Raw genomic sequence first — 19,137 nt, forward strand, 5'->3', positions numbered from 1 at the left:
GCCGGATGACCGTCAAGAACCTCGACGACCTGCTGGGCGAGGGCGTTCAGGGCCGCTACGTACTCGTGCGTTCCGACCTGAACGTCCCGCTCGACGGGGACCGCATCACCGACGACGGCCGGGTCCGCGCCGCGCTGCCGACGATCCAGAAGCTCGCCGAGGCGGGCGCCAAGGTCGTCGTCACCGCGCACCTCGGCCGCCCCAAGGGCGAGCCGGACCCGAAGTACACGCTGGCCCCGGTCGCCGCCCGCCTGTCCGAGCTGCTCGGCGCCGACGTCGCGCTGGCCGGTGACCTGGTCGGCGCGTCCGCCAAGGCGCTGACCGCCGGCCTGGCCGACGGTGGTGTCGTCCTGCTGGAGAACGTGCGCTTCGACGCGCGCGAGACCAGCAAGGACGCCGTGGACCGCTCCGAGCTGGCCGCCGAGCTGGGCGCGCTCGTCCCGGGCGGCGCGTTCGTCTCCGACGGCTTCGGCGTCGTGCACCGCAAGCAGGCCTCGGTCTACGAGGTCGCCTCGGTGCTCCCGGCGTACGCGGGCGGTCTCGTGCTGGCCGAGCTGGACGTGCTGAAGAAGCTGACCGACGACGTCCAGCGGCCCTACGTGGTCGTGCTCGGCGGCGCGAAGGTGTCCGACAAGCTCGGCGTCATCGCGAACCTGCTGACCAAGGTCGACCGGCTGCTCGTCGGCGGCGGCATGGCGTACACCTTCCTCAAGGCCCAGGGCCACGAGGTCGGCAACTCGCTGCTGCAGGCCGACCAGCTCGACCAGGTGAAGGGTTTCCTCGCCGAGGCCGAGGAGCGGGGTGTCGAACTGGTGCTGCCGGTCGACGTCCTCGCCGCGACCGGGTTCTCGGCCGACGCCGAGCACGAGGTCGTCGCGGCCACGGCCATCCCGGCCGACCGCGAGGGCCTGGACATCGGCCCGAAGACGCGCGAGCTGTTCGCGAGCAAGCTGGCCGACGCCAAGACCGTGTTCTGGAACGGCCCGATGGGCGTGTTCGAGTTCGAGGCGTTCTCCGGCGGCACCCGTGCCGTCGCCGAAGCCCTGGTCAAGAGCGACGCGTTCACCGTGGTCGGCGGCGGTGACTCCGCGGCCGCGGTGCGCCAGCTCGGGCTGCCCGAGGACGGCTTCTCGCACATCTCCACCGGAGGCGGGGCCTCGCTCGAGTACCTCGAAGGCAAGGAACTGCCGGGCGTGACCGCTCTGGAGGAGAAGAACTAGTGGCACGCAAGCCGTTCATCGCCGGCAACTGGAAGATGAACCAGAACCACCTCGAGGCGATCGCGCTGGTGCAGAAGATCGCCTTCGCGCTGCCGGAGAAGTACTACGCGAAGGTCGACGTGGCGGTGCTCCCGCCGTTCACCGACATCCGCAGCGTGCAGACCCTGGTCGACGGCGACAAGCTGTCGCTGACCTACGGCGCGCAGGACATCTCCTCGCACGACTCGGGCGCCTACACCGGTGAGGTGTCGGGCGTGATGCTGGCCAAGCTGGGCTGCAAGTTCGTCACCGTCGGGCACTCGGAGCGGCGCGAATACCACGCCGAGACCGACGAGCTGGTCAACAAGAAGGTCAAGGCCGCGCTCAAGCACGGCATCACGCCGATCCTCTGCATCGGCGAGAAGCTCGAGGTCCGCGAGGCCGGCGAGCACATCTCACACACCACGGAGCAGCTGGTCGACGGCCTCAAGGGCCTCAAGGCCGAGCAGGTCGGCGGCGTGGTCGTCGCGTACGAGCCGGTCTGGGCGATCGGCACCGGCAAGGTCGCTACCCCCGCGGACGCCGAAGAGGTCTGCAAGGCCATCCGGGCGACCCTGTCCGAGAAGTACGGCGACGAGGTCGCTTCGTCCGTCCGGGTGCTTTACGGCGGCTCGGCGAAGGCGAACAACATCAGTGACCTGGTGGCCTGCGAAAACGTCGATGGTGCCCTGGTCGGCGGAGCGAGCCTCGACGGCGACGAGTTCACGAAACTCTGCGCACTCGCCGCGGGCGGGCCGCTGCCCTGATCGAGGCCACGACCGGGTAACCTGTGTATCCGGTCCGTCACACAGCAGTGGACGAGTCCAGGGGTACGGTGGTGGTCGTCACGACCATGCCGTGCCCCTGCATTCTCCTAGAGCCCAGAGGATGACATGAAGCTGTTCCTGCAAATCCTGTTGATCGTCTCCAGCGTGTTCCTCGTGGTGGCGGTTCTGCTGCACCGCGGGCGCGGCGGTGGCCTTTCGTCGCTGTTCGGTGGCGGGATGCAGTCGAGCCTGGCCGGGTCGAGCGTGGCCGAGAAGAACCTCGACCGGATCACCCTGCTGCTGGGCGCGGTGTGGCTGATCAGCATCATCGGGCTGGGCCTGCTGCTCAAGGTGTGACGTCCGGCGCTCCCGCCGGCGATCGAGACCGGGTCCCACCAGCGGGGTGCGCAGCGATTCGGCGTGCCTATTGGGGGGCGCGCCGCCGATTCCATAGGTGTGAGGATTCATGGTTGGCGGTAACGCGATTCGGGGCACCCGGGTGGGTGCCGGACCTACGGGCGAATCGGAACGAGGTGAGTCGGCGCCACGGCGCCGAGTCGGCTACTGGTGCGCCAACGGGCACGAAGCCCGTCCGTCGTTCGCGATGGAGGCAGAGATCCCCGACGAGTGGGACTGCCCCCGCTGCGGGCTTCCCGGCGGGCAGGACGAGAAGAACCCGCCGGCCGCACCCCGGACCGAGCCCTACAAGACCCACCTGGCGTACGTGAAGGAGCGGCGCAGCGACGCCGACGGCGAGGCGATCCTCGCCGAAGCCCTCGAGCGTCTGCGCCAGCGCCGGGAGATCATCTAAGCGTCACCGCCGGAAGCCACCCCGAGGGACGAGGACCCCTCGAGGTGGTTTTTCGCGCGTCTGGACGCCTCAGCCGTGCCGGGTCGGCCGGTAGGTCAGCACCTGGGTGTCGCCGTCGAAGGTCCGGGCCTCGAGCAGCTCGAGGTCGAAGTCGCCCACCCCGTCGAAGACCCGGTCCACGCCGGTCGCCCCGGAGAGCACGGGGAAGACCGTCACCTCGATGGCGTCGACCAGGCCGGCGTCGAGCAGCGCCCGGTTGAGGGCGAGGCTGCCGTGGGAGCGCAGGGGCACCTCGGATTCGGCTTTGAGCCGCGTGACCACCTCGGCGGCGGCACCGGGCTCGATGGTGGTGCCGGGCCAGTCGAGCGGCTCGGTCAGCCGGCTGGAGAGCACCGTGACCGGGGACTCGAACATGCGCGTGATCCACCCGTCGAACCGAGTGCGGTCGGTGCCCGGGGCGAGGAACGGGGCGTTCGACGAGTAGGTCGTGGCCCCGAGCACCATGCGCAGCGGGTCGCGGTAGGCGGCGGCGCGGTGCGCGAGGAGTTCCGGGCCCTGCTTGCCCCAGTAGCCGCCCCAGTCGCCCTTGTGGTTGGCGAAGCCGTCGAGCGTGGAGAAGACGTCGAAGGTGTAGGTGGCGGTCATGGTGTCTCCTTGCGGGGAAGCGGGCCGCGCGTGGTGCGGCCTCATCCCTGCTACGAACGCCCTCGCCCCGATCCGACACAGCTCCCCGGACTTCTTCACGGAAGCCCGGGCGGAGCCGTGCCGGCGGTGGACCGGGTCAGAGGCTCAGCGGATACCGGGCCCGCACCCGGAAGCCGCCGTCCTCGGTGCCCGAGGTCTCGAAGCTGCCGCCCAGCAGGCGGGCGCGCTCGGCCAGCCCGGTCAGGCCGTGGCCGCCCGAAGGCAGGGACTCGCCGGTGCGGCGGGCGCGCTCGTTGCGGACCTCGATCTTGAGCGCGCCGTGCTCACCCTGGATGCGGATGGTCGCCGTCGCGCCCGGGGCGTGCTTGTGGACGTTGGTCAGGCACTCCTGCACCGTCCGGTACGCCGCCGCGGAGACCTGGTTGGGCAGCGCGTCCGGCAGGTGCTCCACCGTCAGGTGCACCGGGACGTCGGACGTGCGGATCAGCCGGTCGAGCTCGTTGATGCCCGGGCGCGGGCCGTCGTCCTCCGAACCGGCGCGCAGCACGCTGACCAGCGACCGCAGCTCCTCGAGCGTGCGCTTGCTCAGGCCGCGGATGACCTGCGCCGTCTCCAGTGATCGTTCGTCGGTGGTCTGGGCCTGCAGCGCGCCCGCCTGCATCGCGATCAGGGTGATCTGGTGCGACACGACGTCGTGCATCTCGCGGGCCAGCCGGGCGCGTTCCTCGGCGCGGACGGCGTCGGCGTGGAAGCGGCGCTCGCGGTCCCGGCTCGTGGCCAGCTCGGCGAGCTTGTTCGCGACCTCGGTGCGGGCACCGATGAGCATGCCGATCGCGATCGGCATGCCGGCGACGAGCACGCCGTAGATGCCGTCGAGGATGTGCTCGCGCCAGCTCAGCTGGACGAAGTCCTCCAGCGGCCACTGCACGAACCGGCAGGTCCACACCAGCGCGGCGCCGACCCAGGTCTGCCAGTGCAGCTGACGGCGGGTGGCGAGCATGCCGAGCGTGATCATGCTCGCCAGCTGCGCCCAGCCGGCCAGGAAGCCGGGGACCGCGACGAGCACGGCGAGGAACGGGAACTTGCGGCGGAACACCACGGCGAGGCAGGCCGCGCCGGACAGGTAGATCGAGTAGGGCTGGGCCTTCTCGGGGATCACCAGCCAGACGTCGAGCACGGCCAGGATGACCGCGGCCGCCTCGATGGCGAACATGACCACAGCGGGGCGGGGGAGCGACCCGAACGCGCTCAGACCACGCCTTCGCACCCGGTCGGCGGCCGACGGCCCCGAGCCGGCGATCGAGATGCCTGGAATCGAGAGTCCCTCTGTACTCATCGCTGGCGACCCCATTCGTCTTGTGGACTTGATGGTGAGAGGTGCTCAGGGCCCGATCGGGACGCGCAGGAGAGAACAAATGTGCGGATGCTAACGAGGTTGCGTGGGAAGACGGTAAGTTTCACGCGCCGTTGGTGTTTTGGCGTCCGGATTTCGCATTCGCTTGCGCCGTTCGGGCGATGGCACCGCCGACGCACTACTGACAGTGGATCTTTCACTGCCGAGCGTGCACCGGGACGACCACATCGTGGGAATCACGTTACCTCTCCGTGGCCGCCCGGCATAGGTCGTCAGGCCGCCGCCGGCCGGACCTCGTCACCCAGTAGGTGGACGAGACCCTCTCGGCACGCGGCCGCCGTCTCGATCGACCGCGGCAGCATCCGGGCCTCGTAGACCCGGACCGCCTCCGCGACGGCCGGCGACGTCGCCAGTGCGGTCGCCAGCTCGGTCCCGTCCAGCATGGCGAGGTTCGCGCCGACCCCGAGCGGCGGCATCAGGTGCGCGGCGTCGCCGAGCAGCGTGACGCCGGGGGTCGACGTCCAGGCGTGCGGCACCGGCAGGACGTACAGCGGCCGGTGCGTGAACTCGCCGTCGTTGTCGCGCAGGAACCCGAGCAGGCCGGGGTGCCAGCCGGCGTATCGCTCCAGCAGCGTCGCGCGCACGGCGGCGGTGTCGGTGAAGGTGAAGCCGGCGTGCCAGTCCTCCGGCGCGTGGAACACGGCGTAGCCGCGGATGTGGCCGTTGCTGTTGCGCTGGGCGAAGATCGCGTTCCCGCCGGTCTTGGCGACCATCGTGCCCTGGCCGGTGAACGCGGCCAGGGCCGGGTGACGCCGGTCGGCGTCGTCGAGCCCGAACTCGACGAACGCGACGCCGCTGTACTCGGGCCGGACCCCGGTGAGGCTCTGGCGGACGCGGGACCACGCGCCGTCCGCGCCGACGACCAGGTCGAAGTCCTCCGTGGCGCCGTCGGTGAAGCGCAGCCGGGCGGTGCCGTCGGGCTGCGGCGTGACGTCCTGGGTGGCGCGGCCCCAGCGGACGGTGCCGGGGGAGAGCGAGTCCAGCAGGATGCCGCGGAGCTGGCCGCGGTCGATCTCGGGCTTGAACTCGTCGTCCGCGGCGGGGATCTCGTCCATGAGGAGTTTCGTGGTGTGCGGGTCGACCGCGCGCATCTGCTGGCCTTCGGGCCGGGCGAGCGCGCGCCACGTCTCGTACAGGCCGGCCGTGCGGAGGGCGACCTGGCCGGTGTCGCCGTGCATGTCGAGGGTGCCGCCCTGAGGCCGGGCATCGGCCGAGGCCTCCTGCTCGAAGACGGTGACGTCGAGGCCGTACAGCTGCAGGACGCGGGCACAGGCGAGCCCGCCGAGCCCGGCGCCGACGACGGCGATCTTGGTGGTGCTGCCAGTGTCACTGGTGCTGATGGTGCTGGCGGTGTCACTACTGCTGCTGGTGCTGGCGGTGTCACTACTGCTGCTGGTGTCGCTGGTGCTGGTGATGCTTGTGGTGCTCGTGGTGTTGCCGGCGCTGGTGTTCATGGCTTCCCCCGGGAAGTTCGGGCCGCCGGTCGTTCCGGCGGCGATGAACCCAGGAAACCAGAGTCACTACGAAAGTGCAATGATTACACTTTCAAAGTGAGTTCACCATCACGTAGGCTGAGGGCATGACGGAAGTGATCGGGCGCCGTGAGCGCAAGAAGGCGCAGACCCGCAAGGCGCTGGCCGACGCGGCGCTCGAGCTGTTCCTCGCGCGCGGCTTCGACCAGGTCGGGGTCAAGGAGATCGCCGACGCGGCCGACGTCTCGGTGACGACGCTGTTCAAGCACTTCCCCAGCAAGGAAGCCCTGGTGTTCGACCAGGAGGCCGACATCGAGACGGCGCTGGTCGACGCGGTCCGCGGCCGGCCGCCGGGGCACACGATCGTGGACGCGCTGCGCAAGCACATCCTGGTCGACGTGGCCGAAAGCCCGGACGACGCGTTCCTCCGGCTCATCGAAAGCACCCCGGCCCTGCGCGAGTACAGCAGGCGGATGTGGATGCGCCACGAGACGGCGCTGGCCCGCGCGATCGCGGAGGGGTCGGGCGCCCCGGAGAACGACGTGGCGTGCGCGGCGCTGGCCCGCTTCGCGCTGGCGTCACGAGAGCTGATCGCGGCCCACGAAAACCCCCGCCGCGCGGCGGAGGAGATCTTCGCCCGCCTGGAGCGCGGCTGGCGCACGGAGTGAACGGCCAGGGAGCGGCCGAGAACGCGCGGGAGTGAACGGCTGGACCGGGGTAGCGGTCGCGCGGGTTGCTGCTACGGCACGGAGTGAACGGCTGGGGAAGCGGCGGTGCTCGGAATGTAGCCCGCCGCGGCGATGTCGGCCGAGGGTGCGAATGACCTGAGCTGCTCCCGGGTTCCGGCTTCATCGTGGATAAGTGGATCCGAGCGCGATGAGGCGTGTGTCGGTGATCGAGCTAGGCGTCCTCGCGCGGGGAATGGGTCATGCTCCGCAGATTCCGGCGCGCCTGACTGCTCGGCCTCACTGAGCCCGGCCCGGGGCGCGGATGACCTGAGCCGCTCCCGGGTTCCGGCTCATCGCGGATAGGGGATCCGAGCGCGATGAGGCGTGCGCTGGGGACTGAGCTAGGCGCCCTCGCGCAGGGAGTGGATCGTGCTCCGCAGAGTCTGCAACGCGCCTGACTGCTCGGCCTCACTGAGCCTGGCCCAGGGTGCGACTGACCTGAGCTGCTCCCGGTTTCCGGCTCATCGCGGATAAGGGGACCCGAGCGCGATGAGACATGCGCCGAAGACCGAGCTAGGCGCCCTCCCGCAGGGAATGGATCATGCTCCGCAGAATCCGCAACGCACCCGCCTGCTCGGCCTCACCGAGCCCGGCCAGCATCCTGACCTCAACAGACCGGACCGCCGCCGAAGCCTTCTCCAGGTTCCGCCGTCCGCGGGGCGTGAGCCGAGTGGGGAGCACCTTCCCGACGGGTGCCGCCGCCGGCCTGGTCACGTGGCCCTCCCGTTCCAGGTTCTGGAGCAGCACGTTCATCGACTGCCGGGTGACGAACGCGCCCCGGGCCAGTTCGGAGTTCGACAACCCCGGGCGTTGGGCCAGCAGCTCGAGGCACGAGTAGTGCGTCACGGTCATCCCGAGCGGCCGCAGCACCTCCTCCATCGCCACCCGAAGCGCGCTCGACGCCTCTTTCAGCAGGTAACCCAGTGACGTCTCCAGGTCGACGCCGGCACCGTCTTGACTCATGTCAGTATTCTGACATAGATTGACGCGTGTCAGAAGACTGACACGACAGAAGGAGCATCAATGCCCGTCACCGGACCCGACTTCATTTCGCTTCAGGCGCGCGATCTTGGCGCTTCGCAGGCGTTTTACGAGCAGTACCTCGGCCTCGTCCGCTCGCCGGCCGGGCCGCCGCACGCCGTCGTCTTCGAGACGAAGCCGATCGCGTTCGCGCTCCGCGACGTCGTTCCCGGCACTGATCTCGCCTCCGTCGCCCAGCCCGGCATCGGTGCCGCGATCTGGCTGCACGCCACCGACGTCCAGGCCATCCACGACGCGCTCGCCGCCGACGGCCACACCATCGTCGCCGCGCCGATCGACGGCCCCTTCGGCCGGACGTTCACCTTCGCCGACCCCGACGGCTACCAGATCACCCTTCACGACCGTGCGTGAAAACAGTGAAGGCCCCCTGCCCAGGGGCAGGAGGCCTTCACGGGAAACGACTAAGCCGTCGGTGGCTGGTACACCTTGGTGAGCTTGCCCGCCGCGGTGCGGTCGAGCAGCCACAGGGTCCTGCGGTGCCCGCGGGCCCCCGCCACCGGGAGCTGGACCTCGCCCGCTCCCGACAGGGCCAGCGCCACCGCGTCGGCCTTCGCTTCGCCCGCCGTCATCAGCCAGACGTCCTGGGCCCGGCGGATCGCCGGGAGCGTCAGCGAAACCCGCGTCGGCGGCGGCTTGGGGCAGTTCCGCACCGCCACCACCGTCCGCGTGGTCTCGTGCACCGCCGGGGACTCCGGGAACACCGACGCGGTGTGCCCTTCGCCGCCCAGGCCGAGCAGCATGATGTCGAACGACGGCACGTCGCCGTGGTCCTCCGGGCCCGCCTGGGAAGCCAGCACCTCGGCGTACGCAAGAGCAGCGGCGTCCGGGTCATCGCCGAACTCGCCGTCCGACGCCGCGATCGCGTGGACCCGCTTCGGGTCGAGCGGGACGTGGTCGAGCAGGGCCTCGCGGGCCTGCTTCTCGTTCCGCTCGTCCGAATCGGCCGGGACGAACCGCTCGTCACCCCAGTAGATGTCCAGGCGCGACCAGTCGATCGCGTCCCGGGCCGAGGATCCCCGCAGCTCCGACAGCACCGCGATGCCGGTGCCGCCGCCGGTGAGCACCAGCGAGGCCGAGCCCTTGGCCGCCTGGACGTCCACGAGCCGCGTGATCAGCCGGGCCGCCGCCGCGGCGGCCAGCAGGTCCTGGTTCGCGTAGACGACGACCTCGGTCTTGCTCATGAAGTGCTCTTCTTGCCGTTGGCACCCGCCTTGGCCTTCGCCGGCTTGGCCGAATCCGGAGCGGGAGCAGCAGCAGCGCCCGCGGCCGCCGGCGACGTGACGTCGGCCTTGGCCGGCGCGCCCGTCTTGCCGTTGGTGCCGGAGGTGATCTTGCCCAGGCCGTGCAGCGCCGCCTCGTAGACCTCGTCCGGGTCGAGCCGCCGCAGCTCCTCGACCAGGCAGTCCTGCGTGCTGCGCCGCTGCAGGGCGATCCGCCGGGTCGGCTGGCCCGGCTGGGTCAGCGTGCCGACGCGGCCATCGGGCCGGTGCAGCTCCACCGCGCCCGAACGACGCTCCAGCGTCACCGAGATGATCCCGGCCGCGCCCGAGCTCTTGACCCGCTTGACCGGCACCTTCAGGTACTCGGCCAGCCACGCGGCCAGCAGCTCGGTCGACGGCGAGTCGGCCTCGCCGGTCACCGTCGCGCCGCTGATCTTCTCGTACGGCGGCAGGTCCAATGCGGAGACGAGCTGGGCCCGCCAGTGCGTCAGCCGGGTCCAGGCCAGGTCGGTGTCGCCGGCCACGTAGGCCTTCGCCCGCGTGGTCAGCGCCTTGACCGGGCTCTTCTCCGCGGCCGAGTCGGTGATCCGGCGCTGGGCCAGCTCGCCGAGCGGGTCCTTGTCCGGGTCCTTCGGGCCGGCACCGGGCCACCAGCAGACGATCGGCGCGTCCGGCAGCAGCAGCGGGACGACCGCGCTCTGGCCCTGGGCGGCCAGCGGGCCGTAGAGCCGCAGCACGATGACCTCGCTCGCACCGGCGTCGCCGCCGACCCGGATCTGGCCGTCGATGCGCGGCGACGCGGTGCGCGCGCCCTTGGCGACCACGATCACCCGCGACGGGTGCTCGCGGCTCGCGCCGTTGGCGGCTTCGATCGCCGCTTCGAGGTGGCTGTCGTCGTCGGCCACGATGACCAGCGTCAGCACCCGGCCGAGCGCGACTTGGCCGCCCTGTTCGCGGATCTCCACCAGCTTCTTGTTGAGCGCCGAAGTCGTGGTGGACGGCAGGTCGATGATCACGGGCGCCTCCATTTGCGGCCGGTGCGCTCCAGCATTTCGTCGGCGGACGGCGGGCCCCAGGTGCCCGGCGGGTACTGCTCCGGCGAACCCTCCTTGGCCCAGTGCTCCAGCACCGGGTCGAGGATCTTCCAGGAGAGCTCGACCTCTTCGTTGACCGGGAACAGCGACGGCTCGCCGAGCAGGACGTCGAGGATCAGGCGCTCGTAGGCCTCGGGGGAGGACTCGGTGAACGCGTGCCCGTAACCGAAGTCCATCGTGACGTCGCGGACCTCCATCGTGGTCCCCGGCACCTTCGAGCCGAACCGCAGCGTGATGCCCTCGTCGGGCTGCACCCGGATGACCAGGGCGTTCTGCCCCAGCTCCTCGGTCGAGGTCGAGTCGAACGGCAGGTGCGGCGCCCGCTTGAACACCACGGCGATCTCGGTGACGCGGCGGCCGAGCCGCTTGCCGGTGCGCAGGTAGAACGGCACCCCGGCCCAGCGGCGGCTCTGCACCTCGAGGGTCACCGCGGCGTAGGTCTCGGTCTTCGAGTCCTTCGCGAAACCCTCTTCCTGCAGCAGGCCGGGCACCTTCGTGCCGCCCTGCCAGCCGCCCGCGTACTGGCCGCGCGCGGTGGTCTTGCTCAGCGGGCCGATCGCGCTGGTGCCCGAGAGCACCTTGATCTTCTCCGCGCGCAGGGCCCGCGGCTCGAACGACAGCGGCTCCTCCATCGCGGTGAAGGCGAGCAGCTGCAGCAGGTGGTTCTGGATGACGTCGCGCGCCGCGCCGATGCCGTCGTAGTACCCCGCGCGGCCGCCGAGGCCGATGTCCTCGGCCATGGTGATCTGCACGTGGTCGACGTAGTTGGCGTTCCAGATCGGCTCGAACAGCTGGTTCGCGAAGCGCAGCGCCAGGATGTTCTGGACCGTCTCCTTGCCGAGGTAGTGGTCGATGCGGAACACCGACTCCTCGGGGAAGACGTCGTTGACGATCGCGTTCAGCTCTTCGGCGCTCTTCAGGTCGTGGCCGAACGGCTTCTCGATGACGACGCGGCGCCAGGTGTTCTCGTCCGCGTTGGCCAGCCCGGAGCGGGCCAGCTGCTTGGTCACCACCGGGAACGCGCCGGGCGGGATCGACAGGTAGAACGCGGTGTTGCCGCCGGTGCCGCGTTCCTTGTCGAGATCCTGGACGGTCTGCGCGAGCCGGTCGAAGGCGTCGTCGTCGTCGAAGGTGCCCTGCACGAACCGGATGCCCTCGGCGAGCCGGTTCCAGACCGACTCCTTGAACGGCGTGCGCGCGTGCGCCTTGACCGAGTCGTGCACGAGCTCGCCGAAGTCCTGGTGCTCCCAGTCGCGGCGGGCGAACCCGACGAGCGAGAAGCCCGCGGGCAGCAGCCCGCGGTTGGCCAGGTCGTAGATGGCGGGCATCAGCTTCTTGCGGGCCAGGTCGCCGGTGACCCCGAAGATCACCAGGCTGGACGGCCCGGCGATGCGCGGGAGGCGCTTGTCGCGCTCGTCGCGCAGCGGGTTGCTCCAGGTCATGCGTCCCCCTCCTGTACCGCGCGGACGACGGCCGCGAGGCCCGCGGCCCGGTCGGTCAGGTGCAGGCGCAGCACCGGGCGGCCGTGCTCGGCGAGCACCTGGCCGTCACCCAGCGCCTGCGCGTGCTGCAGCTGGCCCAGCGTGTACGGGCGCTCCGGCACGTCGATGTCCTGCTCGACAGCGCCGGTGAGCTGCAGGAAGACGCCGTTCTGGTGCCCGCCCTTGTGGTACTGCCCGGTGGAGTGCAGGAACCGCGGGCCCCAGCCGAACGTCGTCTGCAGGCCGGTGCGCTTGGCGATCTCACCGCGCAGCAGCTCGGTCGACGCGTCGTCGAGGCGGTCCAGGTAGGCCTGCACCGCGATGTAGCCGGCTTCCGGCGCCGAGGCGAAGAACGCGCGGAGCACGTCGGCCAGGCTGCCTTCGGTGGCCACACCGTCGGACCCGAAGATCTCGACCGGTCCGTCCACATTGGACGCCGTCTCGCCGCCCTTGAGCTTCTCCGGGTCGTCCAGCAGCGCGCGCGCTGCCTTCTTCGCGGTCTCGACGTCGGGCTGGTCGAACGGGTTGATCCCGAGCAGCCGGCCGGCCAGCGCCGTGGCGAACTCCCAGAGCAGCAGCTGCGCGCCGAGCGAGCCGGTGACGGCGATCTTCGCCGCGCCCTTCGGGGCGCCGACGGCGACCGCGGTGGCGTCGGCCTTCGCGTCGGCGAAGCCGGGCGCTTCGGTGCCTTCGACGGCGACCGGCAGCAACCCGGTGCCCTGCTTGCCGGTGGACTCCGCGATCAGCTGCTCCGCCCAGTCGGGGAAGCCCTTGATCCCGGAGCCGGAGTCGGCCAGCACGACCTTCTCGGCACCCGCTTCGTGCGCGGCGGCCCACGCGGCGGCCAGCTTGACCGCCGGGTTGTCTGCCGAGTCCGCGGCCAGCTCCTCGGCCACCGAGGCGGCCTGGTCGAGCAGGCGGGCGACGTCCGCCCCGGCGAGCCCGGCCGGAACGAGCCCGAACGCGGTCAGCGCGGAGTAGCGGCCGCCGACGTGCGGGTCGGCGAGGAAGGTCTTGCGGTAACCCTCCTTTTCGGACAGTTCCTGGAACGGCGAGCCCGGGTCGGTGACGACCACGATCCGCCGCGCCGCGTCGATTCCCGCGTCGGTGAAGGCCTTCGCGAAGATCCGCCGGTGGCTGTCGGTCTCGACGGTGCCGCCCGACTTCGACGACACGACGATCACCGTGCGCTCGAGGTCACCGGCGAGCGCGTCGGCGACCTGGCCCGGGTCGGTCGTGTCGAGCACGGTCAGCGCGACGTCGTCGGTGCCGGTGATGACCTCCGGCGCCAGCGACGAGCCGCCCATGCCGGCCAGCACGACGCGGTCGACGCCCTCGGACCGCAGTTCGGTCCGCAGGGCCTCGATCTCGCCGATCAGCGGCCGGGACGACTTGTGCAGCGACGTCCACGAAAGCCGGATCGACGCCTCGGACTCGGCGTCCGGTCCCCATAGCGTGGCGTCCTTCGCGGCCAGCTTCGACGCGGCCTGGTCGGCGACCAGCCGCTCGGCCAGCGGCGTGGCGCGCCCGGCCAGTTCGGCGTCCACGATCTCGACGCCGGTCTTTTCCCCTGTCGTCATGTCGTGCTTCAGCCCTTCGCCTCTTCGAGCTGGCCGTTGACGGTGTCGAGCAGTTCCGTCCAGGACTTCTCGAACTTCTCGACGCCCTCGTTCTCCAGGACGAGGAACACGTCGGTGATGTCGATGCCGACGGCCTCGAGCTGGTCGAAGACCTCCTGCGCCTCGGCACCGCGGCCGGTCACCTGGTCACCCTTGAGGTCGGAGTGCTCGGCGACGGCGTCCATCGTCTTCTCCGGCATGGTGTTGACGGTGTCCTTCACCACCAGGTCGTCGACGTAGAGGGTGGGGGAGTAGTCCGGGTTCTTGACGCCGGTGGAGGCCCAGAGCGGGCGCTGCGCGCGGGCGCCGTCGGCCGCGAGGGCCTTCCAGCGGTCCGTGGCGGAGAGCTCCTCGAAGGCGGCGTAGGCGAGCCGGGCGTTGGCCACGGCGGCCTTGCCGCGCAGGGCCTTGGCCTCGTCGGTGCCGATCGCGTCGAGCCGCTTGTCGATCTCGGTGTCCACCCGGGACACGAAGAACGACGCGACCGAGTGGATGCCGCGCAGGTCGTGGCCGTTGGCCTTGGCCTGCTCGAGGCCCGCGAAGAAGGCCTCGATGACCTTCTTGTAGCGCTCGACGGAGAAGATCAGCGTGACGTTGACGCTGATGCCCTCGGCGAGCGTGGCCGTGATCGCCGGCAGGCCCTCTTCGGTGGCCGGGATCTTGATCAGCGCGTTCGGCCGGTCGACGGTCTTCCACAGGTCCTTCGCCTCGGCCACCGTGCGGTCGGTGTCCTTGGCCAGGCGCGGGTCGACCTCGATCGAGACGCGGCCGTCGACGCCGTTCGTGGCGGCGTAGACGTCGCGGAACAGGTCCGCGGCGTTGCGCACGTCGGTCGTGGTCAGGTCGCGGATCGTCGCCTCGACGTCGGCGCCCTGGGCGGCGAGCTCCTTCGTCCGCTCGTCGTAGGCGTCACCCTTGGACATCGCGTTGGCGAAGATCGTCGGGTTGGTCGTCACGCCGACGACGTGCTTGTCGCGGACCAGCGCGGCGAGGTTGCCGGTGTTCAGGCGTTCCCGCGAAAGGTCGTCGAGCCAGATCGAAACACCGGCCTCGGACAGCTGCGCGAGCTTGTCGTTGCTCATTTGCTGCGTCATCCCCTTCAGTTCTTGGTGTTGGCGATCGAGCGGCGGGCCGCGTCGACGACTGCCTCCGTGGTGAAACCGAACTCACGGAACAGTGTGGCGGCATCGGCGGAGGCGCCGAAGTGCTCGATCGAAACGTTCACCCCGGCGTCACCGGTGAAGCGGTGCCACGACTGGGCGATACCCGCCTCGACGGACACACGGGCCTTCACACCGGCCGGGATGACGGATTCGCGGTAGGCCGCGTCCTGCGCGTCGAACCACTCGACGCACGGCATCGAGACGACGCGCGCCTTGACGCCGTCGGCCTCGAGGACCTTCTTCGCCTCGACGGCGAGCTGGACCTCGGAACCGGTACCGATCAGCACCACGTCCGGGGTGCCGTCGGAGTCGGCCAGGACGTAACCGCCCTTGGCGACGCCTTCGGCGCTGGTGCCCTCGAGCACCGGCACGTTCTGGCGGGTGAGCGCCAGGCCGGACGGGTGGTGGATGTCCTCCAGCACGGCCTTCCACGCGTAGGCGGTCTCGTTGGCGTCCGCCGGGCGGACGACGTTGAGGCCCGGGATCGCGCGCAGCGCGGAAAGCTGCTCGATCGGCTGGTGCGTCGGCCCGTCCTCGCCGAGGCCGATCGAGTCGTGCGTCCACACGTAGGTGACCGGCGCCTTCATCAGCGCGGCCAGCCGGACCGGCGGGCGCATGTAGTCGGAGAAGATGAGGAACGTCGCGCCGTACGGGCGGGTGCCGCCGTGCAGCGCGATCCCGTTGAGGATCGAGCCCATGGCGTGCTCGCGGATGCCGAAGTGCAGCGTCCGGCCGTACGGGCTGGTCTTCCACATGTCCGTGGAAGCCTTCTCGGGGCCGAACGAGTCGGCGCCCTTCATCGTGGTGTTGTTGCTCTCGGCCAGGTCCGCGGACCCGCCCCACAGCTCCGGCAGCGGCTCGGCGAGCGCGTTGAGCACCTCACCGGAGGCCTTGCGGGTGGCGACACCCTTGGCGTCCGGCTCCCACTTCGGCAGGTTGTCGGCGAAGCCCTCGGGCAGCGTGCGGGTGGACATCCGGTCCGCGATCTTCTTGCGCTCCGGGTTGGCCTGGCCCCACGCCGCGAACTTCTCCTGCCATTCGGCGTGCGCGGTCCTGCCGCGCTCGAGTGCCTGGCGGGTGTGCTTGATCACGTCGTCCTCGACCTGGAACGACTGCTCCGGGTCGAAGCCCAGGATCTTCTTGACCTCGGCGACCTCTTCGGCGCCCAGCGCGGCGCCGTGCGCCTTGCCGGTGCCCATCTTCTTCGGCGCCGGGTAACCGATGACGGTCCGCACCGCGATGAACGACGGGCGGCCGGTTTCGGCCTTCGCGTTCTTGATGGCCTCTTCGAGCGCGACGACGTCTTCGCCGCCTTCGACGAACTGGGTGTGCCAGCCGTAGGCCTCGTACCGCGCGACCGTGTCCTCCGAAAGGGCGATGTTCGTGTCGTCCTCGATGGAGATCTTGTTGTCGTCCCAGAAGACGATCAGGTTGCCCAGCTCCTGGCGGCCCGCGATGGACGACGCCTCGGCGGTGACGCCCTCTTCGATGTCGCCGTCGGAGGCGATGGCGTAGATGAAGTGGTCGAAGATGCTCTGGCCGGGAGCGGCGTCCGGGTCCAGCAGGCCGCGCTCGCGGCGGGCGGCCATCGCCATGCCCACGGCGTTCGCCAGGCCCTGCCCCAGCGGGCCGGTGGTGGTCTCGACGCCGTCGGTGTGGCGGTACTCCGGGTGACCCGGGGTCTTGGAGCCCCACTTGCGCAGCTGCTTGAGGTCCTCGAGCTCGAGGCCGTAGCCGGCGAGGAACAGCTGGATGTAGAGGGTCAGGCTGCTGTGCCCGGCCGACAGCACGAACCGGTCGCGGCCCGGCCAGTTCTGGTCGTTCGGGTCGTGACGCAGCGTGCGCTGGAACAGCGTGTAGGCCAGCGGGGCCAGGCTCATCGCGGTGCCGGGGTGGCCGCTGCCACAGTTCTCGACCGCGTCGGCGGCGAGCACCCGGACGGTGTCCACGGCGCGGGTGTCGGTGTCGGTCCAGTCGGCGGGGACGTTACGCCGGAGGAGTGGGTTGTTCTCGCTGGTAGGGGCGGTATCGGACACTGAACTCCAACTCCCGGTCATGATGGTTGCGGCTGGTCTTCCTCGTTCCGGTTACCCGTGCGCGGGGTCATCTATCTCAATCGATCCCGAAGGGACGATATTCCTGCTCGCGACCCTGCGCAGGGGCAATCGCGGCCCGACCCGGCCAGCCTAGTGCTTGGACCCGTCGAGGACCCGCGATCACCCACGGGATTCACCACGTCTAACATCGTTCGAGGGTTCAGACCGGCGGTTTTCAGCGGCACCACACGCCTCCGGCATCGGGCCCGCCCCGAACCTGACGCAGGGAGTGAAATGTCGTTGGTGAACGCTGCGCACGGACGCAGTGAGGACGCCGGCGGGGTGGGTGGGCATGGAACAAGCACAGGCGTGCACCCGACAGGGCAACGACCGCACGGTGACCGGCGAAGCATCCGCCAGGTCGTCGGCGCCTACGCCGCTTTGGCGAAGCCGCGGGTGATCGAGCTCCTCCTGGTGACCACCATCCCGGCGATGTTCCTCGCCGGCCGTCAGATCCCCTCGCCGTGGCTGGTACTGGCCACGCTGCTGGGCGGGACGATGGCCGCGGGCAGCGCGAACGCGCTCAACTGCGTGATCGACGCGGACATCGACAAGGTGATGAACCGCACGAAGCGGCGTCCACTGGTGAAGGACTCGGTGCCGCGGCGCGGTGCGCTGATCTTCGGCTTGGTCATGGGTGTCGCCTCGGCCGTGGTGCTCTACTTCACGGTCAACCTGCTGTCGGCGATCCTCGCCGTCGCGACGATCCTCTTCTACATCTTCGTCTACACGCTCGGCCTGAAGCGGCGCACGTCGCAGAACGTCGTCTGGGGCGGCGCGGCCGGCTGCATGCCGGTGGTCATCGGCTGGGCGGCCGTCACCGGCACGGTCCAGTGGCCGGCGTTCGTGATGTTCGGCGTCATCTTCTTCTGGACCCCGCCGCACACCTGGGCGCTGGGCATGAAGTACCGCGACGACTACGAGCGCGCGGGCGTCCCGATGCTCCCGGTCGTGGCCACGGCCCAGCACGTCGCCAAGCAGATCGTCATCTACTCGTGGGTAATGGTGGCTTGGACGCTGCTGCTGCTCCCGGTGACGTCGTGGCTGTACGGCACGTTCGCGATCCTCGCGGGCGGCTGGTTCCTCTTCTACGCGCACAGCCTCCAGGCCGCGGTCCGCCGCGGCGAGGAGACCAAGCCGATGGCGCTGTTCCACCGCTCGAACACGTACCTGATGATCGTGTTCGTGGCGCTGGCCGTCGACTCGGCCATCGGCCTGCCGACGCTGGGCCTGCCCTTCTGAGCACGGCGGAGTTCTTCGCGGACGTCGTCGAGTCCGGCACCGTGCTCGGCGCGGACCACACGTGGTCGCCCGAGCGGGTGGCGGACCTGCTCGGCCACGACTACGGCGACAACCCTTCGGACTACTCGCTGGGCCGTGACCACGGCCTGATCGACTTCTTCTGGCAGCGCTCCGGCCCCGGGCAGCCGTGGGAGGGCTCGCACTTCTCGGTCCAGGCGCACCGCCTCCGCGTCGGCGACCCCGAGCTGATCAGCCCGGTCCTGCGCGAGCGCTACGGCGTCGTCCCCGCCCCGGTCCCGTTCGCCGACGTCGCCGCGCTGCTCGAGGCGCGGGATGTGGCCCTGGCCGAAAAGCCGCACCCGGTGGACCCGGACGAGATGCGCGTGTACTGGCAGCCCGGCTCGCGGACCCTCGTCTACGTGGTGGCCGGGTCGTACTACGGCCGGCCCGGTGACGTCTACAAGATCATCAACCCGAGCAGCGGAACGCCCTGAGAGTCCGGATGGTCAAGAAGGTCGTGCTCGCGGCGATCGTCGTCGTCCTGTTCGCCGCCCTCCTCTACATCGGCGGCCGCAAGGTGTCCCTGGACGAGAACACGCTCCTCGGCACCGGGTGCGCGATCCCGTCCCGGATCACCGCGGTCCCCGGCCCCGCCGACGCGGCCCCGGGCGGCGGCGGAATCCGGGTGGCCGAGGTTGCGCCGTCCGGCGCGGTGCTGGAGAACACGAGCACCCAGGTCGCCTACCGGATCCCGGTCGGCCCGGCGACGGTGGTGCCGTTGCTCACCCCGGGCGAGCGGATCGGCGTGGCCGCGGGTGGCGTTCTCGGCCCGGTCACGTGGCTGTCCCCGGAGTCACTGGGCGGCTTCACCCCGGTGACGGCCACGGTGGTTCCGGGCGGCGTCCGCTTCCATTCGGCGAACTGCCGCGCGCTGACCAGCCGGGGCGCTACGGTGATCCACCGCGACGCGGGCGGCCGGATCGCGGGCGCGGACCAGCTGCCCGCGGCGAGCGTCTCCTGCGCGCCGGGGGACCACCAGCTTCCGGCTTCGCTCGGGGCGGGCACCGAGGTCTACCCGTACTGCGACCTTTGACGAAACGGTTCTG

General features: G+C 70.4%; 19 protein-coding genes. 9 read left to right on the plus strand and 10 right to left on the minus strand.

Annotation, left to right across the window (positions count from 1 at the left end):
• The first annotated feature begins 5 nt into the window (after positions 1-5).
• The 4 genes from ACIOD2_RS30100 to ACIOD2_RS30115 all read left to right on the plus strand — a co-directional run bounded on the left by ACIOD2_RS30100 (position 6) and on the right by ACIOD2_RS30115 (position 2,816).
• Complete coding sequence (locus tag ACIOD2_RS30100; RefSeq protein WP_400545226.1) at positions 6-1,220, plus strand: phosphoglycerate kinase; 1,215 nt, start codon at positions 6-8, stop codon at positions 1,218-1,220.
• Entirely contained in the window at positions 1,220-2,005 is a 786-nt protein-coding gene (tpiA, locus tag ACIOD2_RS30105) for a triose-phosphate isomerase (RefSeq protein ID WP_400545229.1), read from the plus strand. Before ACIOD2_RS30100 ends, tpiA begins: the two co-directional genes overlap by 1 nt.
• 126 nt (positions 2,006-2,131) lie before the next feature.
• Positions 2,132-2,362, plus strand: coding sequence for a preprotein translocase subunit SecG (gene secG, locus ACIOD2_RS30110; RefSeq protein WP_323330438.1), 231 nt, complete (start codon positions 2,132-2,134; stop codon positions 2,360-2,362).
• A 109-nt stretch (positions 2,363-2,471) separates the two neighbouring features.
• Positions 2,472-2,816, plus strand: coding sequence for an RNA polymerase-binding protein RbpA (locus tag ACIOD2_RS30115; protein WP_323330437.1), 345 nt, complete (start codon positions 2,472-2,474; stop codon positions 2,814-2,816).
• Between the two features lie 69 nt (positions 2,817-2,885).
• Here ACIOD2_RS30115 and ACIOD2_RS30120 read toward each other — a convergent pair whose 3' ends face one another.
• From ACIOD2_RS30120 to ACIOD2_RS30130, 3 genes are all read right to left on the minus strand, one after another.
• The gene (locus ACIOD2_RS30120; RefSeq protein WP_400545234.1) at positions 2,886-3,461 is read right to left on the minus strand and encodes a dihydrofolate reductase family protein; all 576 of its coding nucleotides are present in this window, start codon (positions 3,459-3,461) and stop codon (positions 2,886-2,888) included.
• A gap of 136 nt (positions 3,462-3,597) precedes the next feature.
• Positions 3,598-4,797 carry a sensor histidine kinase gene (locus ACIOD2_RS30125; RefSeq protein ID WP_400545237.1) on the minus strand — a complete coding sequence of 400 codons (1,200 nt, stop codon included), beginning with the start codon at positions 4,795-4,797 and terminating at the stop codon, positions 3,598-3,600.
• Between the two features lie 290 nt (positions 4,798-5,087).
• On the minus strand, positions 5,088-6,329 hold the full coding sequence (locus tag ACIOD2_RS30130) for an FAD-dependent oxidoreductase (RefSeq protein ID WP_400545240.1): 1,242 nt from the start codon (positions 6,327-6,329) through the stop codon (positions 5,088-5,090).
• A 125-nt stretch (positions 6,330-6,454) separates the two neighbouring features.
• On the opposite strand from ACIOD2_RS30130, the gene ACIOD2_RS30135 reads away from it, so the two are divergent.
• On the plus strand, positions 6,455-7,015 hold the full coding sequence (locus tag ACIOD2_RS30135; RefSeq protein ID WP_400545243.1) for a TetR/AcrR family transcriptional regulator: 561 nt from the start codon (positions 6,455-6,457) through the stop codon (positions 7,013-7,015).
• Between the two features lie 573 nt (positions 7,016-7,588).
• Here the strand turns inward: ACIOD2_RS30135 and ACIOD2_RS30140 are convergent.
• Entirely contained in the window at positions 7,589-8,038 is a 450-nt protein-coding gene (locus ACIOD2_RS30140) for a MarR family winged helix-turn-helix transcriptional regulator (protein WP_400545246.1), read from the minus strand.
• Positions 8,039-8,098: 60 nt separating this feature from the next.
• Here ACIOD2_RS30140 and ACIOD2_RS30145 point away from each other — a divergent pair, with 60 nt between their 5' ends.
• A complete protein-coding gene (locus tag ACIOD2_RS30145) occupies positions 8,099-8,467 on the plus strand; it encodes a VOC family protein (RefSeq protein ID WP_400545250.1) in 369 nt (122 codons plus the stop codon).
• Positions 8,468-8,517: 50 nt separating this feature from the next.
• Here the strand turns inward: ACIOD2_RS30145 and pgl are convergent, their stop codons facing one another.
• From pgl to tkt, 6 genes are read right to left on the minus strand one after another with little or no spacing between them, the layout of a single operon-like run.
• Positions 8,518-9,297 carry a 6-phosphogluconolactonase gene (gene pgl, locus ACIOD2_RS30150; RefSeq protein WP_400545253.1) on the minus strand — a complete coding sequence of 260 codons (780 nt, stop codon included), beginning with the start codon at positions 9,295-9,297 and terminating at the stop codon, positions 8,518-8,520.
• Positions 9,294-10,352 (minus strand): glucose-6-phosphate dehydrogenase assembly protein OpcA, encoded by a 1,059-nt coding sequence (gene opcA / locus ACIOD2_RS30155; RefSeq protein ID WP_400545256.1) that lies wholly within the window; start codon positions 10,350-10,352, stop codon positions 9,294-9,296. Before opcA ends, pgl begins: the two co-directional genes overlap by 4 nt.
• A complete protein-coding gene (gene zwf, locus ACIOD2_RS30160; RefSeq protein ID WP_328615006.1) occupies positions 10,349-11,872 on the minus strand; it encodes a glucose-6-phosphate dehydrogenase in 1,524 nt (507 codons plus the stop codon). The genes opcA and zwf overlap by 4 nt, the downstream gene beginning before the upstream one ends.
• A complete protein-coding gene (locus tag ACIOD2_RS30165; protein ID WP_400545260.1) occupies positions 11,869-13,491 on the minus strand; it encodes a glucose-6-phosphate isomerase in 1,623 nt (540 codons plus the stop codon). Before ACIOD2_RS30165 ends, zwf begins: the two co-directional genes overlap by 4 nt.
• Before the next feature lie 8 nt (positions 13,492-13,499).
• On the minus strand, positions 13,500-14,612 hold the full coding sequence (gene tal, locus ACIOD2_RS30170) for a transaldolase (RefSeq protein WP_400546187.1): 1,113 nt from the start codon (positions 14,610-14,612) through the stop codon (positions 13,500-13,502).
• A gap of 17 nt (positions 14,613-14,629) precedes the next feature.
• Positions 14,630-16,729 (minus strand): transketolase, encoded by a 2,100-nt coding sequence (gene tkt, locus ACIOD2_RS30175; RefSeq protein WP_400545263.1) that lies wholly within the window; start codon positions 16,727-16,729, stop codon positions 14,630-14,632.
• Between the two features lie 294 nt (positions 16,730-17,023).
• Between tkt and ACIOD2_RS30180 the strand changes: the two genes are divergently transcribed.
• The 3 genes from ACIOD2_RS30180 to ACIOD2_RS30190 are packed head-to-tail and all read left to right on the plus strand — an operon-like array spanning position 17,024 to position 19,124.
• A complete protein-coding gene (locus tag ACIOD2_RS30180; RefSeq protein ID WP_400545266.1) occupies positions 17,024-18,031 on the plus strand; it encodes a heme o synthase in 1,008 nt (335 codons plus the stop codon).
• Positions 18,032-18,072: 41 nt separating this feature from the next.
• Entirely contained in the window at positions 18,073-18,525 is a 453-nt protein-coding gene (locus ACIOD2_RS30185; RefSeq protein ID WP_400545269.1) for a hypothetical protein, read from the plus strand.
• Positions 18,526-18,533: 8 nt separating this feature from the next.
• Positions 18,534-19,124 (plus strand): hypothetical protein, encoded by a 591-nt coding sequence (locus ACIOD2_RS30190; protein WP_400545272.1) that lies wholly within the window; start codon positions 18,534-18,536, stop codon positions 19,122-19,124.
• The last annotated feature ends 13 nt before the right edge of the window (positions 19,125-19,137 follow it).

The sequence above is a fragment of the Amycolatopsis sp. NPDC088138 genome, assembly GCF_044741685.1.
In the GTDB taxonomy this organism is placed as follows: domain Bacteria; phylum Actinomycetota; class Actinomycetes; order Mycobacteriales; family Pseudonocardiaceae; genus Amycolatopsis.

Excerpts from the sequence above, each read along its gene's own strand:
- ACIOD2_RS30100 (WP_400545226.1), top strand. The coding sequence starts at position 6 with ATGACCGTCAAGAACCTCGACGACCTGCTGGGCGAGGGCGTTCAGGGC.
- secG (WP_323330438.1), top strand. The coding sequence starts at position 2,132 with ATGAAGCTGTTCCTGCAAATCCTGTTGATCGTCTCCAGCGTGTTCCTC.
- ACIOD2_RS30115 (WP_323330437.1), top strand. The coding sequence starts at position 2,472 with ATGGTTGGCGGTAACGCGATTCGGGGCACCCGGGTGGGTGCCGGACCT.
- ACIOD2_RS30120 (WP_400545234.1), bottom strand. The coding sequence starts at position 3,461 with ATGACCGCCACCTACACCTTCGACGTCTTCTCCACGCTCGACGGCTTC.
- ACIOD2_RS30125 (WP_400545237.1), bottom strand. The coding sequence starts at position 4,797 with ATGAGTACAGAGGGACTCTCGATTCCAGGCATCTCGATCGCCGGCTCG.
- ACIOD2_RS30130 (WP_400545240.1), bottom strand. The coding sequence starts at position 6,329 with ATGAACACCAGCGCCGGCAACACCACGAGCACCACAAGCATCACCAGC.
- ACIOD2_RS30135 (WP_400545243.1), top strand. The coding sequence starts at position 6,455 with ATGACGGAAGTGATCGGGCGCCGTGAGCGCAAGAAGGCGCAGACCCGC.
- ACIOD2_RS30140 (WP_400545246.1), bottom strand. The coding sequence starts at position 8,038 with ATGAGTCAAGACGGTGCCGGCGTCGACCTGGAGACGTCACTGGGTTAC.
- ACIOD2_RS30145 (WP_400545250.1), top strand. The coding sequence starts at position 8,099 with ATGCCCGTCACCGGACCCGACTTCATTTCGCTTCAGGCGCGCGATCTT.
- pgl (WP_400545253.1), bottom strand. The coding sequence starts at position 9,297 with ATGAGCAAGACCGAGGTCGTCGTCTACGCGAACCAGGACCTGCTGGCC.
- zwf (WP_328615006.1), bottom strand. The coding sequence starts at position 11,872 with ATGACCTGGAGCAACCCGCTGCGCGACGAGCGCGACAAGCGCCTCCCG.
- ACIOD2_RS30165 (WP_400545260.1), bottom strand. The coding sequence starts at position 13,491 with ATGACGACAGGGGAAAAGACCGGCGTCGAGATCGTGGACGCCGAACTG.
- tal (WP_400546187.1), bottom strand. The coding sequence starts at position 14,612 with ATGAGCAACGACAAGCTCGCGCAGCTGTCCGAGGCCGGTGTTTCGATC.
- ACIOD2_RS30180 (WP_400545266.1), top strand. The coding sequence starts at position 17,024 with ATGTCGTTGGTGAACGCTGCGCACGGACGCAGTGAGGACGCCGGCGGG.
- ACIOD2_RS30190 (WP_400545272.1), top strand. The coding sequence starts at position 18,534 with ATGGTCAAGAAGGTCGTGCTCGCGGCGATCGTCGTCGTCCTGTTCGCC.